Origin of the sequence: Embleya sp. NBC_00888 (genome assembly GCF_045207655.1) — a bacterium.
Classification (GTDB): domain Bacteria; phylum Actinomycetota; class Actinomycetes; order Streptomycetales; family Streptomycetaceae; genus Embleya.
In genome coordinates this window covers 4,624,184-4,641,029 of sequence record NZ_CP108785.1, presented here as the reverse complement: position 1 = coordinate 4,641,029, position 16,846 = coordinate 4,624,184, and the positions used below count along the sequence as shown (strand labels likewise).

At 70.8% G+C, this 16,846-nt stretch carries 16 protein-coding genes, 1 pseudogene and 1 riboswitch; of the genes and pseudogenes, 8 read left to right on the top strand and 9 right to left on the bottom strand.

The genetic code is table 11. The annotated features are described in order from the left end of the window. Nucleotides 1-310 precede the first annotated feature (310 nt). Nucleotides 311-973 (bottom strand): helix-turn-helix domain-containing protein, encoded by a 663-nt coding sequence (locus OG948_RS54595; RefSeq protein ID WP_331772533.1) that lies wholly within the window; start codon nt 971-973, stop codon nt 311-313. Nucleotides 974-1,050: 77 nt separating this feature from the next. On the opposite strand from OG948_RS54595, the gene OG948_RS54590 reads away from it, so the two are divergent. Then, the gene (locus OG948_RS54590) at nt 1,051-1,677 is read left to right on the top strand and encodes a methyltransferase domain-containing protein (RefSeq protein ID WP_331772532.1); all 627 of its coding nucleotides are present in this window, start codon (nt 1,051-1,053) and stop codon (nt 1,675-1,677) included. 323 nt (nt 1,678-2,000) lie between these two features. On the opposite strand, the gene OG948_RS54585 is transcribed toward OG948_RS54590, so the two are convergent. Both OG948_RS54585 and OG948_RS54580 read right to left on the bottom strand, forming a co-directional pair. After that, complete coding sequence (locus OG948_RS54585; protein ID WP_331772531.1) at nt 2,001-2,165, bottom strand: hypothetical protein; 165 nt, start codon at nt 2,163-2,165, stop codon at nt 2,001-2,003. Between the two features lie 75 nt (nt 2,166-2,240). Next, nucleotides 2,241-2,669: a pyridoxamine 5'-phosphate oxidase family protein gene (locus OG948_RS54580; protein ID WP_331773612.1), complete on the bottom strand. Its 429-nt coding sequence runs from the start codon at nt 2,667-2,669 to the stop codon at nt 2,241-2,243. Between the two features lie 1,245 nt (nt 2,670-3,914). Here OG948_RS54580 and OG948_RS54575 point away from each other — a divergent pair. Both OG948_RS54575 and OG948_RS54570 read left to right on the top strand, forming a co-directional pair. Beyond that, nucleotides 3,915-4,562 (top strand): hypothetical protein, encoded by a 648-nt coding sequence (locus tag OG948_RS54575; protein WP_331772530.1) that lies wholly within the window; start codon nt 3,915-3,917, stop codon nt 4,560-4,562. A 325-nt stretch (nt 4,563-4,887) separates the two neighbouring features. Beyond that, nucleotides 4,888-5,106, top strand: a complete 219-nt coding sequence (locus OG948_RS54570; RefSeq protein ID WP_331772529.1) for a hypothetical protein — start codon at nt 4,888-4,890, stop codon at nt 5,104-5,106. Between the two features lie 55 nt (nt 5,107-5,161). Here the strand turns inward: OG948_RS54570 and OG948_RS54565 are convergent, their stop codons facing one another. Next, the gene (locus tag OG948_RS54565) at nt 5,162-5,782 is read right to left on the bottom strand and encodes a hypothetical protein (protein ID WP_406300763.1); all 621 of its coding nucleotides are present in this window, start codon (nt 5,780-5,782) and stop codon (nt 5,162-5,164) included. 169 nt (nt 5,783-5,951) lie between these two features. Continuing rightward, on the bottom strand, nt 5,952-6,698 hold the full coding sequence (locus OG948_RS54560; protein ID WP_331772527.1) for a carbon-nitrogen hydrolase family protein: 747 nt from the start codon (nt 6,696-6,698) through the stop codon (nt 5,952-5,954). 361 nt (nt 6,699-7,059) lie between these two features. On the opposite strand from OG948_RS54560, the gene OG948_RS54555 reads away from it, so the two are divergent. The 3 genes and pseudogenes from OG948_RS54555 to OG948_RS54545 form a co-directional block, all read left to right on the top strand. Next, nucleotides 7,060-7,620 (top strand): EF-hand domain-containing protein, encoded by a 561-nt coding sequence (locus tag OG948_RS54555; protein ID WP_331772526.1) that lies wholly within the window; start codon nt 7,060-7,062, stop codon nt 7,618-7,620. 354 nt (nt 7,621-7,974) lie between these two features. After that, a complete protein-coding gene (locus OG948_RS54550) occupies nt 7,975-8,664 on the top strand; it encodes a class I SAM-dependent methyltransferase (RefSeq protein ID WP_331772525.1) in 690 nt (229 codons plus the stop codon). A gap of 465 nt (nt 8,665-9,129) precedes the next feature. After that, nucleotides 9,130-9,295: riboswitch (TPP riboswitch) on the bottom strand. Between the two features lie 606 nt (nt 9,296-9,901). Then, nucleotides 9,902-10,093 (top strand): annotated as a pseudogene (locus OG948_RS54545) (chaplin family protein); the annotation flags it as partial. A 145-nt stretch (nt 10,094-10,238) separates the two neighbouring features. On the opposite strand, the gene OG948_RS54540 reads toward OG948_RS54545, so the two are convergent. Beyond that, complete coding sequence (locus tag OG948_RS54540) at nt 10,239-10,574, bottom strand: hypothetical protein (RefSeq protein ID WP_406300954.1); 336 nt, start codon at nt 10,572-10,574, stop codon at nt 10,239-10,241. 85 nt (nt 10,575-10,659) lie between these two features. Between OG948_RS54540 and OG948_RS54535 the strand changes: the two genes are divergently transcribed. Continuing rightward, nucleotides 10,660-12,555: a hypothetical protein gene (locus OG948_RS54535; protein WP_331772524.1), complete on the top strand. Its 1,896-nt coding sequence runs from the start codon at nt 10,660-10,662 to the stop codon at nt 12,553-12,555. A gap of 37 nt (nt 12,556-12,592) precedes the next feature. Continuing rightward, nucleotides 12,593-13,123 (top strand): RICIN domain-containing protein, encoded by a 531-nt coding sequence (locus tag OG948_RS54530; RefSeq protein ID WP_331772523.1) that lies wholly within the window; start codon nt 12,593-12,595, stop codon nt 13,121-13,123. Between the two features lie 43 nt (nt 13,124-13,166). Here OG948_RS54530 and speB read toward each other — a convergent pair whose 3' ends face one another. From speB to OG948_RS54515, 3 genes are all read right to left on the bottom strand, one after another. Further along, nucleotides 13,167-14,420: an agmatinase gene (gene speB, locus OG948_RS54525; RefSeq protein WP_331772522.1), complete on the bottom strand. Its 1,254-nt coding sequence runs from the start codon at nt 14,418-14,420 to the stop codon at nt 13,167-13,169. A gap of 383 nt (nt 14,421-14,803) precedes the next feature. Further along, nucleotides 14,804-15,412 carry a hypothetical protein gene (locus OG948_RS54520; protein ID WP_331772521.1) on the bottom strand — a complete coding sequence of 203 codons (609 nt, stop codon included), beginning with the start codon at nt 15,410-15,412 and terminating at the stop codon, nt 14,804-14,806. 707 nt (nt 15,413-16,119) lie between these two features. After that, nucleotides 16,120-16,836, bottom strand: coding sequence for a FadR/GntR family transcriptional regulator (locus tag OG948_RS54515; protein WP_331772520.1), 717 nt, complete (start codon nt 16,834-16,836; stop codon nt 16,120-16,122). Nucleotides 16,837-16,846: the final 10 nt, after the last annotated feature.

Here is a 16,846-nt window from a genome sequence, read left to right as displayed (position 1 = left end):
TACCGAAGCCGACAATGGCTCTCGGCAGCGGAAAACGTCCCCAAGACAGTGGATGGCGCCTGGGACGTCCAGGAGGCGGCGGCAGAATGGATACGGACTCGGGGAGGGGCGCGCCCGGGGCTCCGTCGGTCGGGGGGGGTGGCTGCGGCGCAGATGACCGCCCAGCGCGGACAGGGCGAGGGATTCGCCGATGCGGGCGCGGGGACGGATGGCGCCGACGACTGGGGGCGGCGTCGTACACGGGGATCGTCTCACCCGAGGCGGCCTCGAAGGGCGCGACGCCCGGGCCGAACGTCGCGGTGGTGTACCCCTACGTCCGTTCGACGCAGAGCTGGGTGGTCAGGGTCGCGCGGGCCCACTCCTCCCAGGCGTCGGGGGACCAGCCCCGGTCGCGAACGAAGATCAGGTACAGCTCGGGACTGAGTAGTCCGTACAACAGGTCGGCGGCGCGGGCGGTGTCGATGTCGGGGCGGGCGTCGGGCTTGGCGGTCAATGCCGTTGCCGCGGCGTGCTGGACGGTGTAGCGCGGGTCCGGGCCGGCGGGCCACTGGGCGGCGATCTCCGGGTCGGTGGCCGCCGCGGCCGCGATCAGCGGCACGATCGGGGCGACTCGGCCGAGGATGTCGCGTACGCCCCGTACGTGGGCGCGCAGTTGCCCGGCCGCGGTGGGCTCGGCGCACGCGGCGCGGAACCAGTCGCGGTCCATCGTGGCGACCGGTTCGTCGTCGCCGGCGATGGACGTGTCGACGACGTCCTTGAACAGTGCGCGCTTGTTGTGGAACACGAAGTACACGGTCTGGACGGCCACACCCGCGCGGTCGGCGACCTCCTGAAGGCTTGTCGCGCCGTATCCCCGCGCGACGAACAGTTCGCGCGCCGCGGCGACGATCTTCTCGCGGGTGAGCCGCGAGCGCTCGGCCCGCTTGTCCGGGCGTTTGGCGTTCTGCTTGTCGGATCCCTTGACCGCGTCCATATCCGAAGTCTATATCTAGAGTCGATCACTAGAGTCGACCACTAGAGTTCGACTACAACTTCTTGGAGGAACCGGCGATGAGCGAGACTCGGACGGCCGCGGAGCTCGACCAGGAGGCGGCCGTGCGCCGCGCGTTGGAGGACTACTACCGGGACGGCCGGCCGCCGTGGGACAGCGGCGTCACGCCGCCCGAGTTGGTGGCGCTCGTGGAAGGGCCCGGTGCGCTCACCCCCGGCCGGGTCCTCGAACTCGGCTGCGGCACCGGGACCAACGCGGTGTACCTGGCCCGACACGGTTGGCGGGTGGAGGCCGTCGATCTGGTGGACCGCGCGGTTCTACAGGCTCGGGAGAAGGCCCACGCGGCGCAATTGGACGTCACGGTGCTGTGTGGAGACGCCACCCGGCTCGACGAGGTGGGCGTGCGCGGCCCGTACGACCTGTTCTTCGACTTGAGCTGTTACTGCGGGATACCGCCGCACCGCCGCGACGCCTACGCCGCAGGCCTCACCGACCGCGCCGCCCCCGGCGCACGGCTGTTGATGTTCGGGTACGGGCCCGAGGCGTTCGAGGACCCGATCTCCGGCGTCACCGCGGACGAACTCCGCGCCAGGTTCACCGGGTGGCAACTGGTCGACGTGACACCCGGCACCAACCCGGTCCCGACCTTCTGGTTCACACTGCACCACACCGCCACCGCGGCATGAGGCCGGCCTGTCCCGTTCGAGGGAACTGCCCGCACCGGCCCCCGGGTTGAGGTAGCGGCGGGCGGCCCTTCCCGGGCCCCGCCCGGCGCGCTTGCCGGCCTCCCCGTAGGGGCGACGCGCCGCCGGATCGGCGCACGTCGGTGTGCCCCGCCCGAGGCGGTCCAGGCAGTTCCACCCGGTCCACGGGCCTGCCGTCGCTCGTGTCGCGCCCGCCCCGCCCGAACGGGTCGTGCACGCGGGCGAACAACTCGGCACGCCGGTCGTCCCGGCCCCGGGCCTCCTGCTCGCGGGGCCCGGGCCGGCGCGAACAGGGCGAGATCCCACTACTGCTCTCCGGGGAAGGGCGGATCCATGGCGGCGAGCAGGGCGTCGAGGTCCGTGACCCTCTTCTCCCGGAGTGACATCGCCTGCGCGGAGGAGCGGCCGGCCTCGGCCGGCCGCTCGGCGTCGCGCAGGTTGAACGGCGCCCAGTCGTGGCTCCCACCCACCAGGCGGTCGCGCCTCCACCGCGAAAGTCCGCGGTCGAGGAAGGCTCGGGCGTCGTCCGCGGTGTCGAGCGGGGATCAGTTCGCGTAGCGGCTCACGGTCTCCGGGTGGATGACCAGACGAACCTGGTCTGCGGCCAGCATCTCGGCGAGTTGGTCGGCGCGGGCCGGGTCGTCGACGCCCCAGTAGCGAGCGGCCAGGCGGGTGCACAAGTCGTGTGCTCCGTCGGGTTCCACCGTGACGCGGCCGGCGACCGACACCCAGCGCTCGCTTTCACCCACCGGGGCGGCGACCACGATCGAGGCGCGGGGGTCGCGGCGTAGGCGCCGCACCTTGGGCGAATCCGGGCCCGTGAAGAGTTGGATCGTGCCCTCGGCAGTGGCCTCGAACCACACCGGCCGGGGCTGTGCCGGGATCGGCCCCCCGGCCACGGACAGGAATCCGTGCAGGGGGCGTTGGAGGAATTCGAGATCCTGGGGAGTCAGCGAACCGGCGTCGATGCTCATCACAGTCCTTCCGGTAGGCGAGGAAGACCGTCCGAGCCTATGTGACCCAGACGTCGCCGCGCGCGCCCGGTCGGTGGCCTCTTCCGTGGCCTCTTCCGTGACCTCGATCTCCCGGCACGCTGCCACGATCACGACGTCGTGGGCCCGCACCGCGATGGCCTCCTCGACATCTCGGCGGGTTCCGGGGCGGATCGTCACGACGCCGAGTGTGTAGGGCCCGACGTGTTCGCCGCCGACGAACCAGGTCTGGAACGGCCGTCCGCGGTATCCGCCCAGTCGGCGGATCTTCCACTTCAGTCGCACGTGCGTGGCGCCTCGTACCCACCACCACCAGAACCGCTGCCATCCCGGCGGGGGCGCGATGTCGATGCCCAACGTCGCCATGTGCGCCTCGGTCGCCGTGTTCGGCCTGGGCAGGGAACGGCCGCCTTCGACCGTGGTGAGGCCGCGTTCGAGATGGAAGACGACCCCGGCCGATCCGGCGGGCACGCGGAGTCCCTCGACGACGGCGCCGGGCTCGAAGACCTTGAAGGTCAACGCCGGAAGCGCCTGGGAGCGTTCGTAGTGGACCCAGGCCGGGTCCTCCCCCACCGACACGACGTGGCGGGCGTAGAGGACGTAACCCAACCCGGCTGCCCGCTCCCGGATCCTGCGGGCCAGCACGTCGGGCGCCCCGGTCCGGATGACCTTGACACTCACCTGGAACGGGCCGGTGATGCCACCTCCGTGAATGCGATCGACCAGCACCGCGCCGTCCCGAGTGCCGAGCGCGCCGGCCACGGCGGACAGCATCGATTGGGCGGCCAGGAGTCTCGGACCCGGCGGCCACACGGGCCGAAGAGTACGACCGAGAAGCACCGGCTGACGCCGACGACGTAATCGCGAGAAGCGCCTGTCACCCGCCATCGAAACAACCCAACCCAGCAACCTGACCCAGCGGGGAGAAAACCGGCTGAGCCCTCGCACTCGGGTCGCCTGAGCGCTGTCCCGTCAATCCCGGGCTGCGTGGGTCGGATGCCGAGAGGATGACGGTCATGACCGCATACCGATCGGCTGATGCCGCGTAGACGGCCCGGCGCACTGCGCGCCTCGCACCATGGTCCTCGCGCGGAGAGCGGAATCCGCGCCGTGGCTTTTCGGCGTGACAAGGACGAATCGAATGGCCCAAACGAACATCCGGTCCTGTTTGAGGGATTCTCCAACGGACGACTCTCCCCCGTACCGCATTGGTCTCAAGGGGTTGTCATGTCGCGTCGGGTCATGTGTGTGTGCATCGTGGTCACCGCTCTTCTTTCGTTGGCCGGTTGCGGCGACGACAACGATGGGAAGAGTGGTTCGGGTACCACGTCGGCGTCCCCGTCGGTGAGCTGTGATCCTCCCGGTCTGCCGCAGGACGAGTGGTTGCGGTTGTGCGGGCCCGGATCCGGTCGCGACACCGGGGCGGCGAACACCGCGCCGGTGGGGGGCTGGGTGGCGATGCCCAACGGCGTCGTCGTGTCGGTGGCGCGCGTGGAACCCGCGCCCGCGGCGGCGAGCGCCGCGCCGGGTTCCTTCCCGGCGCTGGTCACGATCACCGTGACCAACCGGTCGCAAACCCCTTACGACGTCTCCGGAGTGCATGTCAGCGAGATGAGCCGGGTCGGCGGAGAGCGTGCCGAACGCATCACGCACGGGAGTCTGCCGCAGCAGGACTTCACCGGCACGGTGGCACCGGGACAGTCGGTCTTCGCCCAGCAGCTCTTCGACGTTCCCGACGCCCTCCGTCCCGGATTCCGCATCATCGTCGCCATGACCCCGCTCCCCTCGGCGCTGCCGGACGCCACGTTCACCGGCACCCTGCCGCAGAGCGCCGGCACCACGCCCACACGCTCCCCGTCCGGGTCGACCCCGTAACGCACGGCGTAGGCGACGGCGACGGGCGCGACGGCGGGACACCGTCCGTCCGCCACAGCGGGACCTGCGTGGCGTCCGGACGGGTGCAGCGGGTCGCGGTCATCGGCCCCCGTGCCAGAGCGTGGCCTCCGAGCACATGAACCCCGAAGCCGCCGGCGCCCGAGACCACGGTGCCGCATCGAGGGCCCCGCCGTACTCGGCCACCGGCGGCCGTCATCGCGTTGTTGTTCGGGATCAGACGAACCAATCCGGGGAGCAGTACCAAGTGCCGCCCTGGCGGCTGACGCACGCGCGGAAGCATGCCGACTTCGCAGACTCGCTTCCGTTGCGACAGTTCCCCTTCGTGCCGGACGAGATGCGGACGCTGCCTCGACCCGCAGGTGCCGTCTGCGAGTTCTACCGATTCAACGGCAACCTCCTGGAACGGGTGGATGTGTACCGGCCCTGCTTCTCGGGATCCCGACTGATCAGCAAGGACGTATTGCCGGCGAACGGCCCGCCCCACCCGGACACGCCGGCGCCCCGCACGCCCGAACCCCGGTGAGGTGCCGGGCGATTCCCGGCGCGGTCGATCCGCGCCGGGCGGGCAGTGTGGGGGCTCATTTCGTACCGGTGGCGCCCGAGTGGGTCATCACGTAGTTCAGCGCCGAGGCCAGAGTGGTGTGGGCGAGCACCGCCGCGAGCCGGTCCCAGCCCGCAAGGGTGAAGTGACCCAGCAGCCACCACACCTGGATGCGGTCGTCGCACTCCCAAAGCGGCCGAGGGCCCTTAACCGTCGCGAACAGCCGTGCACGCGGAGCCTTGCCGGCGGCCAGGAGCGCGGCGTCCTCGGCGCAGCACAGAACCGGTCGCGGCAGCAGTTCCGGTGACGGCTGCCACAACGCGCCGACCTTCGCCGGCCCGTGGTGTGGGTCGAACAGGCACGGCGCCGTGTACCGGCCCGAGGCGTCGGGGCCGAAGCCTTCCCCCGGTCCTGTGGGCAGGCACGCGCGGGCCTGGGCGAGCTGAGCGGTGAACCAGCCGACCGGCGACGCGTCCAGGAAGAAGAGGACGGTCGGGTCGGGTGCGGCACGCCACCCGTCCCGAATGCGCGCGGCGTCCGCGGTACGGGCCACAGCCTCGGAAGGCGAACCGCAATCGGCCACTCGCGCTTCGACCGCGGCCAATTCGGTGTCGAACTCGTCGAACATGCGCAGCAACACCGCACGGGTCTGCGCCATTTCTCGGTCATACGCGGACAAGAGTGCTCCTCGGGCATTCAGCGGACCGGCGTGGGCGTGCCGGAAACCCGAACCGATCATGCCCTGCCTGCGTCACACCCGCCGAGACTTCGTCCTACCCGTCGAAGATCGCGCGTTCCCCACACCCGCATTCAGGCAATTCTCCAGGTCAGCCGGAGATCCCGTCGGCGTCGGCCGGTGATCGGAGCCGGCCGACCTCGGCGACGACCACCGTGACCGCGCGGTCGTCGGCCTCCGCGAGGAGCGCGCCGCCCGGGGCCCACAGGGCTGCGCCGCCACAGCCGGTCCACGGTCCCGACGGGCCCACGTGGTTGGCCATCACGACATACAGGCCGGTGTCCTCGGCGATTCCCGGGTAGACGGCCGCCCGCTCCTCGATCCCCTTGCCCGTGCCGTACAGCGAGCTCGCCAGGTGCACTTGGCAGCCGTCGGCGGCGCCGCGGGCGGTCAGTTCGGGGAAGTGGTTGTCGTAACACGTGGCCAGCGCGAAACGCAGGCCACCCAGCTCGAAGCGCCCGTCCCGATCGCCGGCCGCGAAGACGCCCCGCTCCTCCTCGTAGAGGTACTGCTTCCGGTACGTGGTCACCGGTTCACCGTCGGCGTCGTAGACCAGTGTCCCGATGGCGGGCAGCGATCCGCCCGTGACCACGGCGCAGTTGACGACGGTGGCGATCCCCACCGCCCGAATCGGATCCAGTCGCGGATCGTCCGCGCTCACCCACAGGCCGGGATCCTCGACCAGGGATCCGAGTTCGTACCCCGTCAGCGCGAGTTCGGGAAACACGACGAGTTCGGCGCCCTGGGCGCGCGCCTGCTCGGCGAGAGCGACAAGCCGGCGAACGTTGGCGGGGATGTCCGCGGGAACACACGTGAGCTGCGCGGCAGCGATCTTCATACCGCCGAGCATGCCAGGTCGATGCCGCGACGGTGAGAGCCGTGTCCGGGAACCCTGGCGCCACGACTCGGCCGCGCCTGCCCGACACGACACCAACGGCATGGATCCGGCGGAGTCGGCGAGCGCACGCGGCGAGGAGGTCGGTGCGTGGATGGCGCGGCGTGCGATGGTCTCCCGAGCCTCACGATTCACTCATAGGAGTGATCTTTCTTCAGGGGCGTCGCAGCGTCGGAGAGATTCCCGCTAGACAGGCAATCCACTCACCATGGCCGAAGGTCGCATATGCCGCCTATGGTTGCCGACTGCTTGCCTCGGGTCGTGGAGATGCACTCATCGGTCCGTCGTCCAGAGGGAACCGTCCATGGCCAGCGTGTTCCAGCAGCGCAAGATCCAGGAAATGTTCGTCGCGTTCGATGTCGACGGTGACGGCCACCTGCAACGGGAGGACTTCGAGGCCCTGGTGGATCGCTGGGGCCGACTGCCGGGCGTGGAGCCCGGGACGGAACTGCGCGCCCGCGTCGAGGCGCTCCTCATGGGCTGGTGGGACGAGCTGTCGGCGGCCGACACCGACCACGACGGCAGGGTCGACGTCCACGAGGTCCACGCCCTCATGGACCGGCTGCACTCCATGCCGGAGGCCGTCACGGCCACCGCCCGGACCATCTTCGACGCCATCGACGAGAACCGGGACGGCCGAATTTCTCGCACCGAACACCGCCGACTCGTCGAGACCTGGCACGGCCGCAGCGTCGACACGGACACGGTCTTCGACCTGCTCGACCTTGACGGCGACGGCTACCTGAGCCGGCCGGAGTTCGCCCGCCTGTGGTCCCAGTTCTGGATGAGCGACGACCCCGCCGAGCCCGGAAACCTGCTTTGCGGACGCATCCCCGAACCGGGTCCGGCGAGCCGAAAGGCCTGATCCGGCAGCCGGCCCGGCCGAGGGCTCCCGGTACTCCGAGGCCCGGATCACCCGCTCCCCCCGCCGTCCGGGGATCACGCGCCGTGTCGCCGTTCGGGGCTGCGCAGGTCCGGCGCGGGAACGTCGGTTGAGCACCCGGTCCTGCCCGCGATGCAGCGCCGCGCGGGGTCGGAGCCGATCATCACCACCCGGGTCGGGCACGCGGTACGGCACGAACGCACCTCGGTCGGCATCCCGGCAATCGGCCGGCACCGTGTCGAAACCGTTGACAGCTCCGGGCCGTTGCGGTTTGGGTGGGCGCGTTGCTGTCCGTTTCGTGAGCGACCGTGGGTCGCTCGGGGGAAGGGATCGGTCATGGCGCGTATTCGTGAGGGGTATCGCGGCGAGGGGCCCGGGGCGTTCACGCCGGATGGGTGCGCCGTGGACATGTACGACCGCCTGCCGGCGCGTGAGGAGCCGGAGATGATCGCGCTCGGCGCCCGAGAAGGAGCACGCACTCTGCTCGAACTCGGTTGTGGGGCCGGGCGGGTGACCCATGCGTTGGTCGAGCGCGGGTGGGAGGTCACGGCGGTGGACGAGTCGCCGGAGATGCTCGATCGGGTGCGCGGGGCGAGGACCGTACTGTCCACGATCGAGAACCTGCGGCTCGAGGAGCGCTTCGACGTGGTGTTGTTGGCGTCCTATCTGGTGCACACGGTGGAGCCCGAATTCCGCCGGGCGATGCTCGACGCCTGTCGGGCACACGTCGCCGACGACGGGGTGGTGCTGATCCAGCGCGAAGGCATCGGCTGGCACGACCAGTTGCCCCGAATCAGCCAACACCCCGACGGTGCCGTGAAGATCCTCAGCTCCGAGCCGATCGGAGACGGGGTGCGCGCGGTGCGCATCGAATACGAATTCCCGGACGCTCACTGGGTGCACGAGTTCCGCTGCCGCCCGCTGACAGACGCGGAGTTCGAGGCGATATTGGCGGATTCGAACCTGGTGGTGGACGGCCACTTGGACGAACTCCGCACCTGGGCACGCGTGTTGCCCATCAACTGAGCATGCGCCCGCCGAGCCGGGCCACGAACCGCTCGGCGGATACCCCGTCGTCGACGCGAAGCCGGTGGGCGAGGTGGCTGCCGGTTCTCGGCCACCCGCCCCCGGCTTCCCGCGGCGGCGGTGGCGGCGGCGGTGGCGGTGGCGGCGGTGGCCACCCTCAACGCCAAGCGGCCGTTCCCCCACTTCGCCCGGGACACGGCCGGCACGGCCGAGGCCGGGACCACGACCAGCGCACCGAACCTCCCCGCGCACACGGCGCGACCGGCACGACCAACCCGGGGTGTGGGACGGAACTGCGATGGACCACTGCGGCGGCGCCTCGGCGGTGGGGCTCTGCCGGCGGCGCCGGCGCCGGGGCTGCCATCGCCTCCGGCTCACGACCGGAACGGGTCGACGACAAAACGCCCGCCCCGGCCGAAGCCAGGCACGAGCGCCGATCGGGATCACGATGGGGTGCGAGGATGAAAACCTACGAGGTGGGCTCCCTGCGCCGGCATTGTCCGGGTCAGGTGCTAGGGGTCGCCTTCCGGTCCTTTCGACCTTCCGGCCTCTCAGCCTGGCCTTTCGACCTTGGCCCGAGCAGTGCTCCTTGCTCCAAAGCCGCTTCGGTCAAGCTCCCTCGCTCGCCCCGTAGGCTCATTCCAGGATATTCACCCATCAATCGGACAGCAAGGGGTTTGCCCCATTAATCTCGGATAACCCGAAGGCGGGCCACGGGTTGGGCGGCAGGAACGGGCGACCGTACCCCTGGTCGCCGCCGCGCCGTCCGTCGAATTCGGGTTCCACACAACGCAGTTCACCGCCCCCCGCCCCATCCCGGCATTCCGCCGCCACCGCTGCGCACACCTGGAGCCGACCGCCTGCCCGGGTGAGATTCTTCCGATCGGCCATCTCAACCGCACACCGTGGACCCCGCCCACCCCCGAAGGACGGGGTTCGCACGCGGGGCCTTCTCCCACCTCCGCGGCGCGTCCGGGCCGTCGGGCACACCCGCGGTGTCGCGCGGCGCACTCGTTCGGGCGAACCCCGTGTCTTCCGGCACCCCAACTCGTTGGATTGATCGCGGTGCGGTACGGATCCTCCGGTGTGCCGCCCGGATTCCCGTCCCCGACAGGGGGTCGGCCGAGTGACGAGGGTGGTGGATGCGGTGAGTGTGGATGAGCGGCGGTCGGCGGGGCGTGCGGTGCGCAGTACGGCGAAGTGGGCGGCCGTGGCCGGTGCGGCGGCAGGTGCGGCGATGGCGCCGGCCGGGGTGGCGCAGGCCGGTATCGTCAGCGTGGGGAACGGGACGTTCGGCAACACCCGCGCCAACACCGACACGGCCGCGCAGGCGCAGGGCGCCACCTTCGCAAGCGAGGGCACGGCAAGCGGCAACCACACCGCGCTGCCGTTGACGCTGCCGAGGAACAACTGCGGGAACAGCGGCATCGTGTGCACTGCCGTGTTCCGGGCCGCCTATCAGGGGCCGGCGTCGTTCGGACGGAGTCGGGATGTCGGCGCGGGCCGCTTCCACGAGTGTCTCGCTGGAGGACGCGCCGGTGCGGGAGCTGGCCGCGTTGAGCGGCAAGGCCCGGTCACTGCTCCAAGCGTGGGTCGTCGAGCAGCCGCGTCTGGGGGTGGCGCGAGCGTTGCTGGTCCTGGCGACCGCGGACGACCTCACCGATCAGGCGTTGAAGTCGGAACTCTCGCCGGCCCATGAGGACGCGCGGAGCAGCGACGCGCGTTCGGCGAGTCTGGTCCATGCGGTGTTCCTGCACACCCATCGCCAGTACGCGATGACCGCAGACCACCTGATCACCCACTTTGCCCGATGGCCGGGCGACGAGGTCGCCGCGCTGATGATCGACGCGTTCGCCGCGAGCGAGAACCGCCGTCACCGCGCGCTCGGTGACGCCCTGATCGACCGGCATCACGAACTGGCGGGCGGCGAGAACTGGTTCTGGACGAGTCTCGCGGCATGGAGCGCAGTGGAACGGGGCCGCGTGGGCGAGGCCCATGCATTGGCCCGACACGCTCTGGTCCTGTACCCCCGCTCCGGGGTCGCCGTGCACGCCCGGGCCCACGCGGAAACAGGAACCGGGTGCGGGCCCGAACGCGATCGCCTTCCTCGACCGATGGCTGGCCGAGGATCCGTCGGCGCCGCAGACCCGACACCTGAATTGGCACGCTGCCCTGCAAGCCCTGGCCTGCGGCGACTTCGCCCAGGCGCGCCGACGCGCCGACGAGGCGCTGGATCGCGCGGATGTGGGGATGAGGTCCGCCACGAACTGGCGCCTGCTGCGCGCCGGGCAGGCCCCGGCCGGACGATGCGATCTCGAGCATGTGCGTGCGCTGCCGGCGGCGCCCGGTGGCACGGCGGAGGTCTTCCACACCTTCAACCTGGCGCTGGCCCTGGCCGTCGAGGCCGCCGGCGACGACCTGTACGCCCTGGCCGCCCGCGCCGCCGACGACCAACGCCCGGACTTCCGCGAGGTGTTGGCCCCCGTGGTGCGCGCGTTGGCCGAGGTCGTCGCCGGCCACCCGCAGGCTGCGGTGGACCTGCTGACCGGCCTGGGCGAACACGTGGAACGGATCGGCGGGGTCCGCGTCGAACGCGAGATCGTCCAGGACACCCTCGCCCGAGCCCTGGTCGACACCGGTGAACACACCCGCGCCGCACAACTGCTGGACCGTCGCCGGACCGCCCGCCGCCACCACGCGTACGAGGACCACCTCCTCGCCCCCGCGACCCGGCCGCCGACCGAGCGCTCGAGCATCGCGGCCGCCCCGAGCCCCGTCCCGGCGGCCCGCCCCACCTCGCCCGAGCGCCCCGACCACGCCGCCGACGGCGCCGTCCGACCGTACCCGGCCCCGCCCGTCGGTGCCCTCGCCTTCTCGCTCCCCGGGAGACGTCTCATGACCCTGCCGCCGCACATCATCGTCGTCTCGCCACTCGGAAGCGGAACGACACTGCCACTGCGGATCACCAACGCCCTCGGCTATACCCCGCACGGCACGATGAGCGACGCCGGTGACACCCCCGCTACCGGGCCCGGCCCCGGCGAAGTCGAACCCCTCCTCCGCGCCGCCTACGGCCGCGAAGCGAGCGTGCGACTCCTGCGGGGCGAACACGCCGAGCTACAAGGTGCGTTCCGAACCGCGATCACCGCCCTGTGGCGGGTGTGGTGGACACGCCTCGGTCAACCGGTCACCCACGCCTCGCCCGTGCACCCGACGCTCGAACACCGCCTCGCCCACCACCTCGAAACCCCCCTGCACCACCTGTTGCCCGGCCGCAACGCCTGGTACGTCACCGGCCTGGACCTGAGCAGGGCCGACGCCGACCTGCTGCGCACCTGGCACGGCGGCGGCGGGCCGCCGATCGTCTTGCACCAGCGCGACATCCGCGACCGCGTCATCAGCCAGATCCGACTGCTCACCGGCCCTGCGGACCGCGTCGGCACCCTGCCCGAACACCTCGTCTACCGCGACATCCTCACCTCGCTGCCCACCATGGACGCCCGGATCACCCTCGCCCTGACCGATCCCTGCTTCCCCGGCATGGCCGAGGGCCGCCACGGCCAGTGGCTCCGGCGCCACCCGCGGGTCTGCGTGATCGCCCACGAACAACTCGCCGGCCCCGCCAACGGCGGTACCGCCGGGGCCCGCGACCAAGTTCTGACCGTTCTGCTGAACGCCCTCGGCCGACCCGACGCCACCGACCTCCCCGACCTGTCCACCCCACCGGCCCGGGACCCCGACCTCATGGTGGGCGCCTGGCGGGAACACTTCACGGCCGAACACGAACGCCTCCTGGAACGCCACCACGCCGGCCTCCTCGCCCCCTACCTCGACCGGCCGGCGCTCCCCGCACACGTACCCGCTCCCCGACCCGGCCTGCCCACGACCTGAGTGCCGTTCAGGCCACCTCACGACCTACGGAGTCACCATGCCCACCGCCATCCACGTCCGTACACTCCGCATCCCCGTCCGTTCCAGGGCTCGCACCACCGGAACCGCACTGGCCGCCCTCGCCCTCACCCTCGTCCCTCTCACCCACGGTGCCTCGGCCGGAACCACCGGAACCACCGACAAGAACGGCACCATCAAGCTCGGCTACGCACAGGCGTATTGCCTGATCAACGACACCGGCACCGACAAGGTCCACACCGCCCCCTGCCCCGGTACCACGAACCAGAACTGGCTCGTCTCGAAGGCAGGCGACCGCAACGCCACGATCAGGCTCGGCTACGCGCAGGGGTATTGCCTCGCCAACGTCACCGGCACGAGCACGGTCCGCACCGAGCCCTGCAACGATGCGGTCAACCAGGCCTGGCTCGTGTCGAAGCTCGGGGATCGCAACGCCACGATCAAGCTCGGCTACGCGCAGACCTACTGCCTCGCCAACGACCCCGGCAGCGACAGGATCCACACCGCGCCGTGCAACGGCAAGACCAACCAGGCCTGGCTCGTCACCTGATCCCCACCCACAACCTCATCACGGGTCCCGGACGCCCACGTCGTTACGGCGTCTCCAGGCCGGCGTCGCGGTCTCGGTCGGCTTCGGCCCCGGCGCGTTGCTCGGCGGTGAGTCGGGTGCCCAGGTGTCCGTTCTCGACGAGTGTGGCGAGAGTGTCCATGACGACGCGGGCACCGAGCTGCGACGTGGTGTCGGCAACGTCGTACGGCGGGGCGATCTCCACGAGGTCCATGCCGACCAGGCCCTCCTGCGCCACCATCCGCACCGCCTTGAGCGCTTCGCGCGGCGACATGCCGCCGGGTTCGGGTGTGCCGGTGCCGGGGGCGCAGCCGGGGTCGACCACGTCGATGTCGAAGGAGAGATAGACCGCGTCCGCGTCCTTCCACGCGATCTCCAGGGCGATCTCCATGACACGGTCGACGCCGAGTTCCTCGACATCGAACATGGTGATGACCGTCGTGTCGCGTTCCTCGGCGACCTGGACGCCGGAGTGGTTGCCGATCCACCCGCCGATGCCTATCTGGACCAGGTTCGACGCCGGTACGTTCGGCAGGTCGGTGGCGTGCGACCAGTGGGTGGTGTGCATCCGCTCGTCCATGGTGGTGATGGCGGTGTCGATGTGCCGATCGAAGTGGATGATGCCGAGCCTGCCGTCGACGTGCTTGGCGATGGCCTTCGCGTCGGGGTAGCCGATGCTGTGGTCGCCGCCGATGATCACCGGGAACGCGCCCGCGTCGAGGATGTGGGACACGCCCAGGTCGACCTGGTCGAAGGTCTTCTCGATGTTGGCGGGGATGACGAAGATGTCGCCGGCGTCGCCGATGGTGATCTCCTCCAACAGGTCCATGCCCAGGTCGGGGCTGTACGAGTCGTACAGCGCCGAGATGCGGCGCACGGCCTGCGGCCCGAAGCGGGCACCGGAGCGGTAGGTGGTGCCCATGTCGAACGGTGCGCCCACCACGGCCACGTCGTAGCGGCCGATGTCGCGAATGTCCTCGACGTACGGGGACTTCAGGAACGTCGGGATACCGGCGAACATCGGGTCGAGCCCCCGTGAGAACAGCGAGATGTTCCGGTCCTTGACGGACCGCGCGGCCTCCAGCCCCAGGTCCAGGGAGCGCTCGACCAGTTCGCGCCGCTTCACCTCGGGCACGTCCTTCAACCGCCGCCGGGCGCGCATCCCCGACAGGGCCGCACGCTCCGTGGACGCTCCGGTGCCCTCAGTGGCGGTTTTCGGCGGGTTGGGCCGCAGTGGATTGCGGTGATGGCGCTCGTTGTACGCGCGTTGACGGTCCATGACGGCGTCCTTCCCGGGCACGCCCGGCTGCCGGCCGTCTCGATGTAACGGGGCCAGGTGGGGACTGCGCCCACCCGTCCCATGCTGCCCCCGAGTCCCTGGCCCTGCCATTCAAGGAGACCGAGGCCCGGGGCGGCGCGGGCAGGCACACGCCCCGCCGGCCCCGAGCCGGGTCCCCGCCGCGGCCCGCCGAACACGGGCTCACGACGCCGGAGTTCGCACCCGGCGTATGCGAGGCGCGGAACCACGGCGCGGTGCCGCGCGCCTCCCGGTGTCCGACCGTGGGTCCGGGTGGTCGGCCCGCGGCGGTCGCGCCGTGGGAATCCACAGGCGGCTGCCGGCCGACGGGAGCCGCGCGGCACCCCGGCGTTACGCGGCGACCGTCAGGCGCGCACGGTCAACCAGGCGCCGAGTCCGTTGCATCCGCTCGCGCTGTACGTGGTGCTGCGGTAGCCGGCCGGGATGGGCGAGCCGGGGCAGGTCCAGATGCCGTTGCGGACGAGTTGGTGGTACCAGGCGCCGATGCCGTTGCAGCCGTTGCGGTCGTACCCGGTCACGACGTAGCCGGACACGATGGGTGAGCCCGAACAGGTCCAGATGCCGTCCCGCGCGAGTCGGTGGTACCAGGCACCGATGCCGCTGCAGCCGTTGCGGTCGTACCCGGCGATGACATACCCCGACACGATGGGTGAGCCCGAACAGGTCCAGATGCCGTCGCGAACGGGCTGCTGCAACCAAGCTCCCCGTCCGCCGCAGCCGTTGCGGTCGAACGCGGTGATGACATACCCGGCAGGCACCGGCTCACCCGGGCAGGTCCACCCGCCCACGCGCGCGGCGGGCGCCGCCTCGGTTGCGGCGGCGGCCGTACCCGTGACCGCGCCGGTGAGCACCACGGCCGCCAACAGAGCGACCGCTCCCACGATCGCGGCGGCCCTGTCCCGGATGGCCGCCATCGTCGCGCGACTCCACAGTCGACGCAATTCGCTGTTCAATTCACACCAGTCCTCTCGGCGTGTTCGCTTGATATCCCTGAGTGACCAAGGAGCACCCGACAATAGGACAGGACGCACCTTGATCGGTCACGATGGAAAAATCCGCGAAAAAGAGAAAAGCCACCCGTGCGGGCCGGAATACGACGACCCCCGGTTTCCGGCCATAAGGTGCGCACGAGCCTTCCGGGCGGGTCGTGTCGGCAGGGACTGCCTCTGATCAGCGGTGTTCCGACCGGTGGTGCGCAGAAATCGAGAATTCCGGGAGGTATTCGGAGCGGGATCCCCGCCCCGGGCCCGGCATGGAGTCGCAAAACGCCTCTCGCCGAAGGGAGAGCGACCCGCGATGATGCCGTGATCAAGAAAGACGGGCGCAACACTCCCGAAAGTTTCCAGGGCGACGGTGTCCGAGACGAGGCGTCTCCTCCATGGGGACGTCCACAGCGATATCGGCACCACGTCTCGGCGACCACCCACCCGATCCCCGTCCGGGCCCGCGGTTCCGAAAGCCCCACAGGGGCGCATCTCGGCCGTGGGCGCGCGTCTGCGGTGAGGCCGCGGGCGGAGGCGACGTCCGCGACAGGCCGCCTCGGCAACAAGGCGGTCCGGGTCGATCTCGGAGCGGGCCGGGGCCCGCGGGCGCGGCGATCCGGTCGCGGCGATTCCGTCGCGGCCCTCGTCGGACGCGATGGGGTCCGCCGGGCCAGGCGTCACGGGATCGTGGGGCCTCCACCGGGTGCGCGGTTGCGGATGCCGGTGAAGTGCACCGTGACCGCTCGGCGCGCTCGCTCGGCGTCGCGGGACGCTACCGCCTCGTACACCTCGCGGTGCTGGGCCGCGACGTCGGGCGCCGACTCGCCGATCGGCGGCAGGTCGGCGGCGAGCCGGTCGTAGGCGTCCCAGAACGCGGCGAGCAGGCGCAGCATCAGGTCGTTGCCGAGCGGTCGGTACAGCGTCTCGTGGAACTGCCGATCCGTCAGAGGCGAGACCTCGCCCGCCTCCGCCTCCCGGGCCATGCGCTCGGCGACCGCGCGCAGGTCCGCGAGGTCCCCGGCGTCGGCGATCTCGACGACCTGTCCGATCAGACCGGATTCGAGGGCCTGGCGCACCTCGATCAGTTCGGTGATGCTGCGGCTGTCTCCCGTCGGCGCCAGGCGGCCGTGGAAGGACAACTCGTCGACGAGCGCGCCGAGCGACATGCGTCCGACGTAGGTGCCGAAGCCGTGCCGGATCTCCACGATGCCGACCGCTTGGAGGGCCTTGAGCGCCTCGCGCACGGAGTTTCGGCTGATCCCCAGGAGTTCCATCAGCTCGGTCTCGGTGGGCATGGAGTCCCCCGCGCTCAGCCCGCGCTCCAGGATCAGTTCCTTGATCTGCTCCTGTACGCCGTTCTTGCGCTTGCCGCGCACCGTCATCGTGTCCCCCATCGCCGGGTGT

Excerpts from the sequence above, each read along its gene's own strand:
- OG948_RS54550 (WP_331772525.1), top strand. The coding sequence starts at position 7,975 with ATGGCGCGTATTCGTGAGGGGTATCGCGGCGAGGGGCCCGGGGCGTTC.
- OG948_RS54530 (WP_331772523.1), top strand. The coding sequence starts at position 12,593 with ATGCCCACCGCCATCCACGTCCGTACACTCCGCATCCCCGTCCGTTCC.
- OG948_RS54515 (WP_331772520.1), bottom strand. The coding sequence starts at position 16,836 with ATGGGGGACACGATGACGGTGCGCGGCAAGCGCAAGAACGGCGTACAG.
- OG948_RS54540 (WP_406300954.1), bottom strand. The coding sequence starts at position 10,574 with ATGCCGGTCGATCAGGGCGTCACCGAGCGCGCGGTGACGGCGGTTCTC.
- OG948_RS54560 (WP_331772527.1), bottom strand. The coding sequence starts at position 6,698 with ATGAAGATCGCTGCCGCGCAGCTCACGTGTGTTCCCGCGGACATCCCC.
- OG948_RS54575 (WP_331772530.1), top strand. The coding sequence starts at position 3,915 with ATGTCGCGTCGGGTCATGTGTGTGTGCATCGTGGTCACCGCTCTTCTT.
- OG948_RS54555 (WP_331772526.1), top strand. The coding sequence starts at position 7,060 with ATGGCCAGCGTGTTCCAGCAGCGCAAGATCCAGGAAATGTTCGTCGCG.
- OG948_RS54595 (WP_331772533.1), bottom strand. The coding sequence starts at position 973 with ATGGACGCGGTCAAGGGATCCGACAAGCAGAACGCCAAACGCCCGGAC.
- OG948_RS54535 (WP_331772524.1), top strand. The coding sequence starts at position 10,660 with ATGCATTGGCCCGACACGCTCTGGTCCTGTACCCCCGCTCCGGGGTCG.
- OG948_RS54590 (WP_331772532.1), top strand. The coding sequence starts at position 1,051 with ATGAGCGAGACTCGGACGGCCGCGGAGCTCGACCAGGAGGCGGCCGTG.
- OG948_RS54580 (WP_331773612.1), bottom strand. The coding sequence starts at position 2,669 with ATGAGCATCGACGCCGGTTCGCTGACTCCCCAGGATCTCGAATTCCTC.
- speB (WP_331772522.1), bottom strand. The coding sequence starts at position 14,420 with ATGGACCGTCAACGCGCGTACAACGAGCGCCATCACCGCAATCCACTG.
- OG948_RS54565 (WP_406300763.1), bottom strand. The coding sequence starts at position 5,782 with ATGGCGCAGACCCGTGCGGTGTTGCTGCGCATGTTCGACGAGTTCGAC.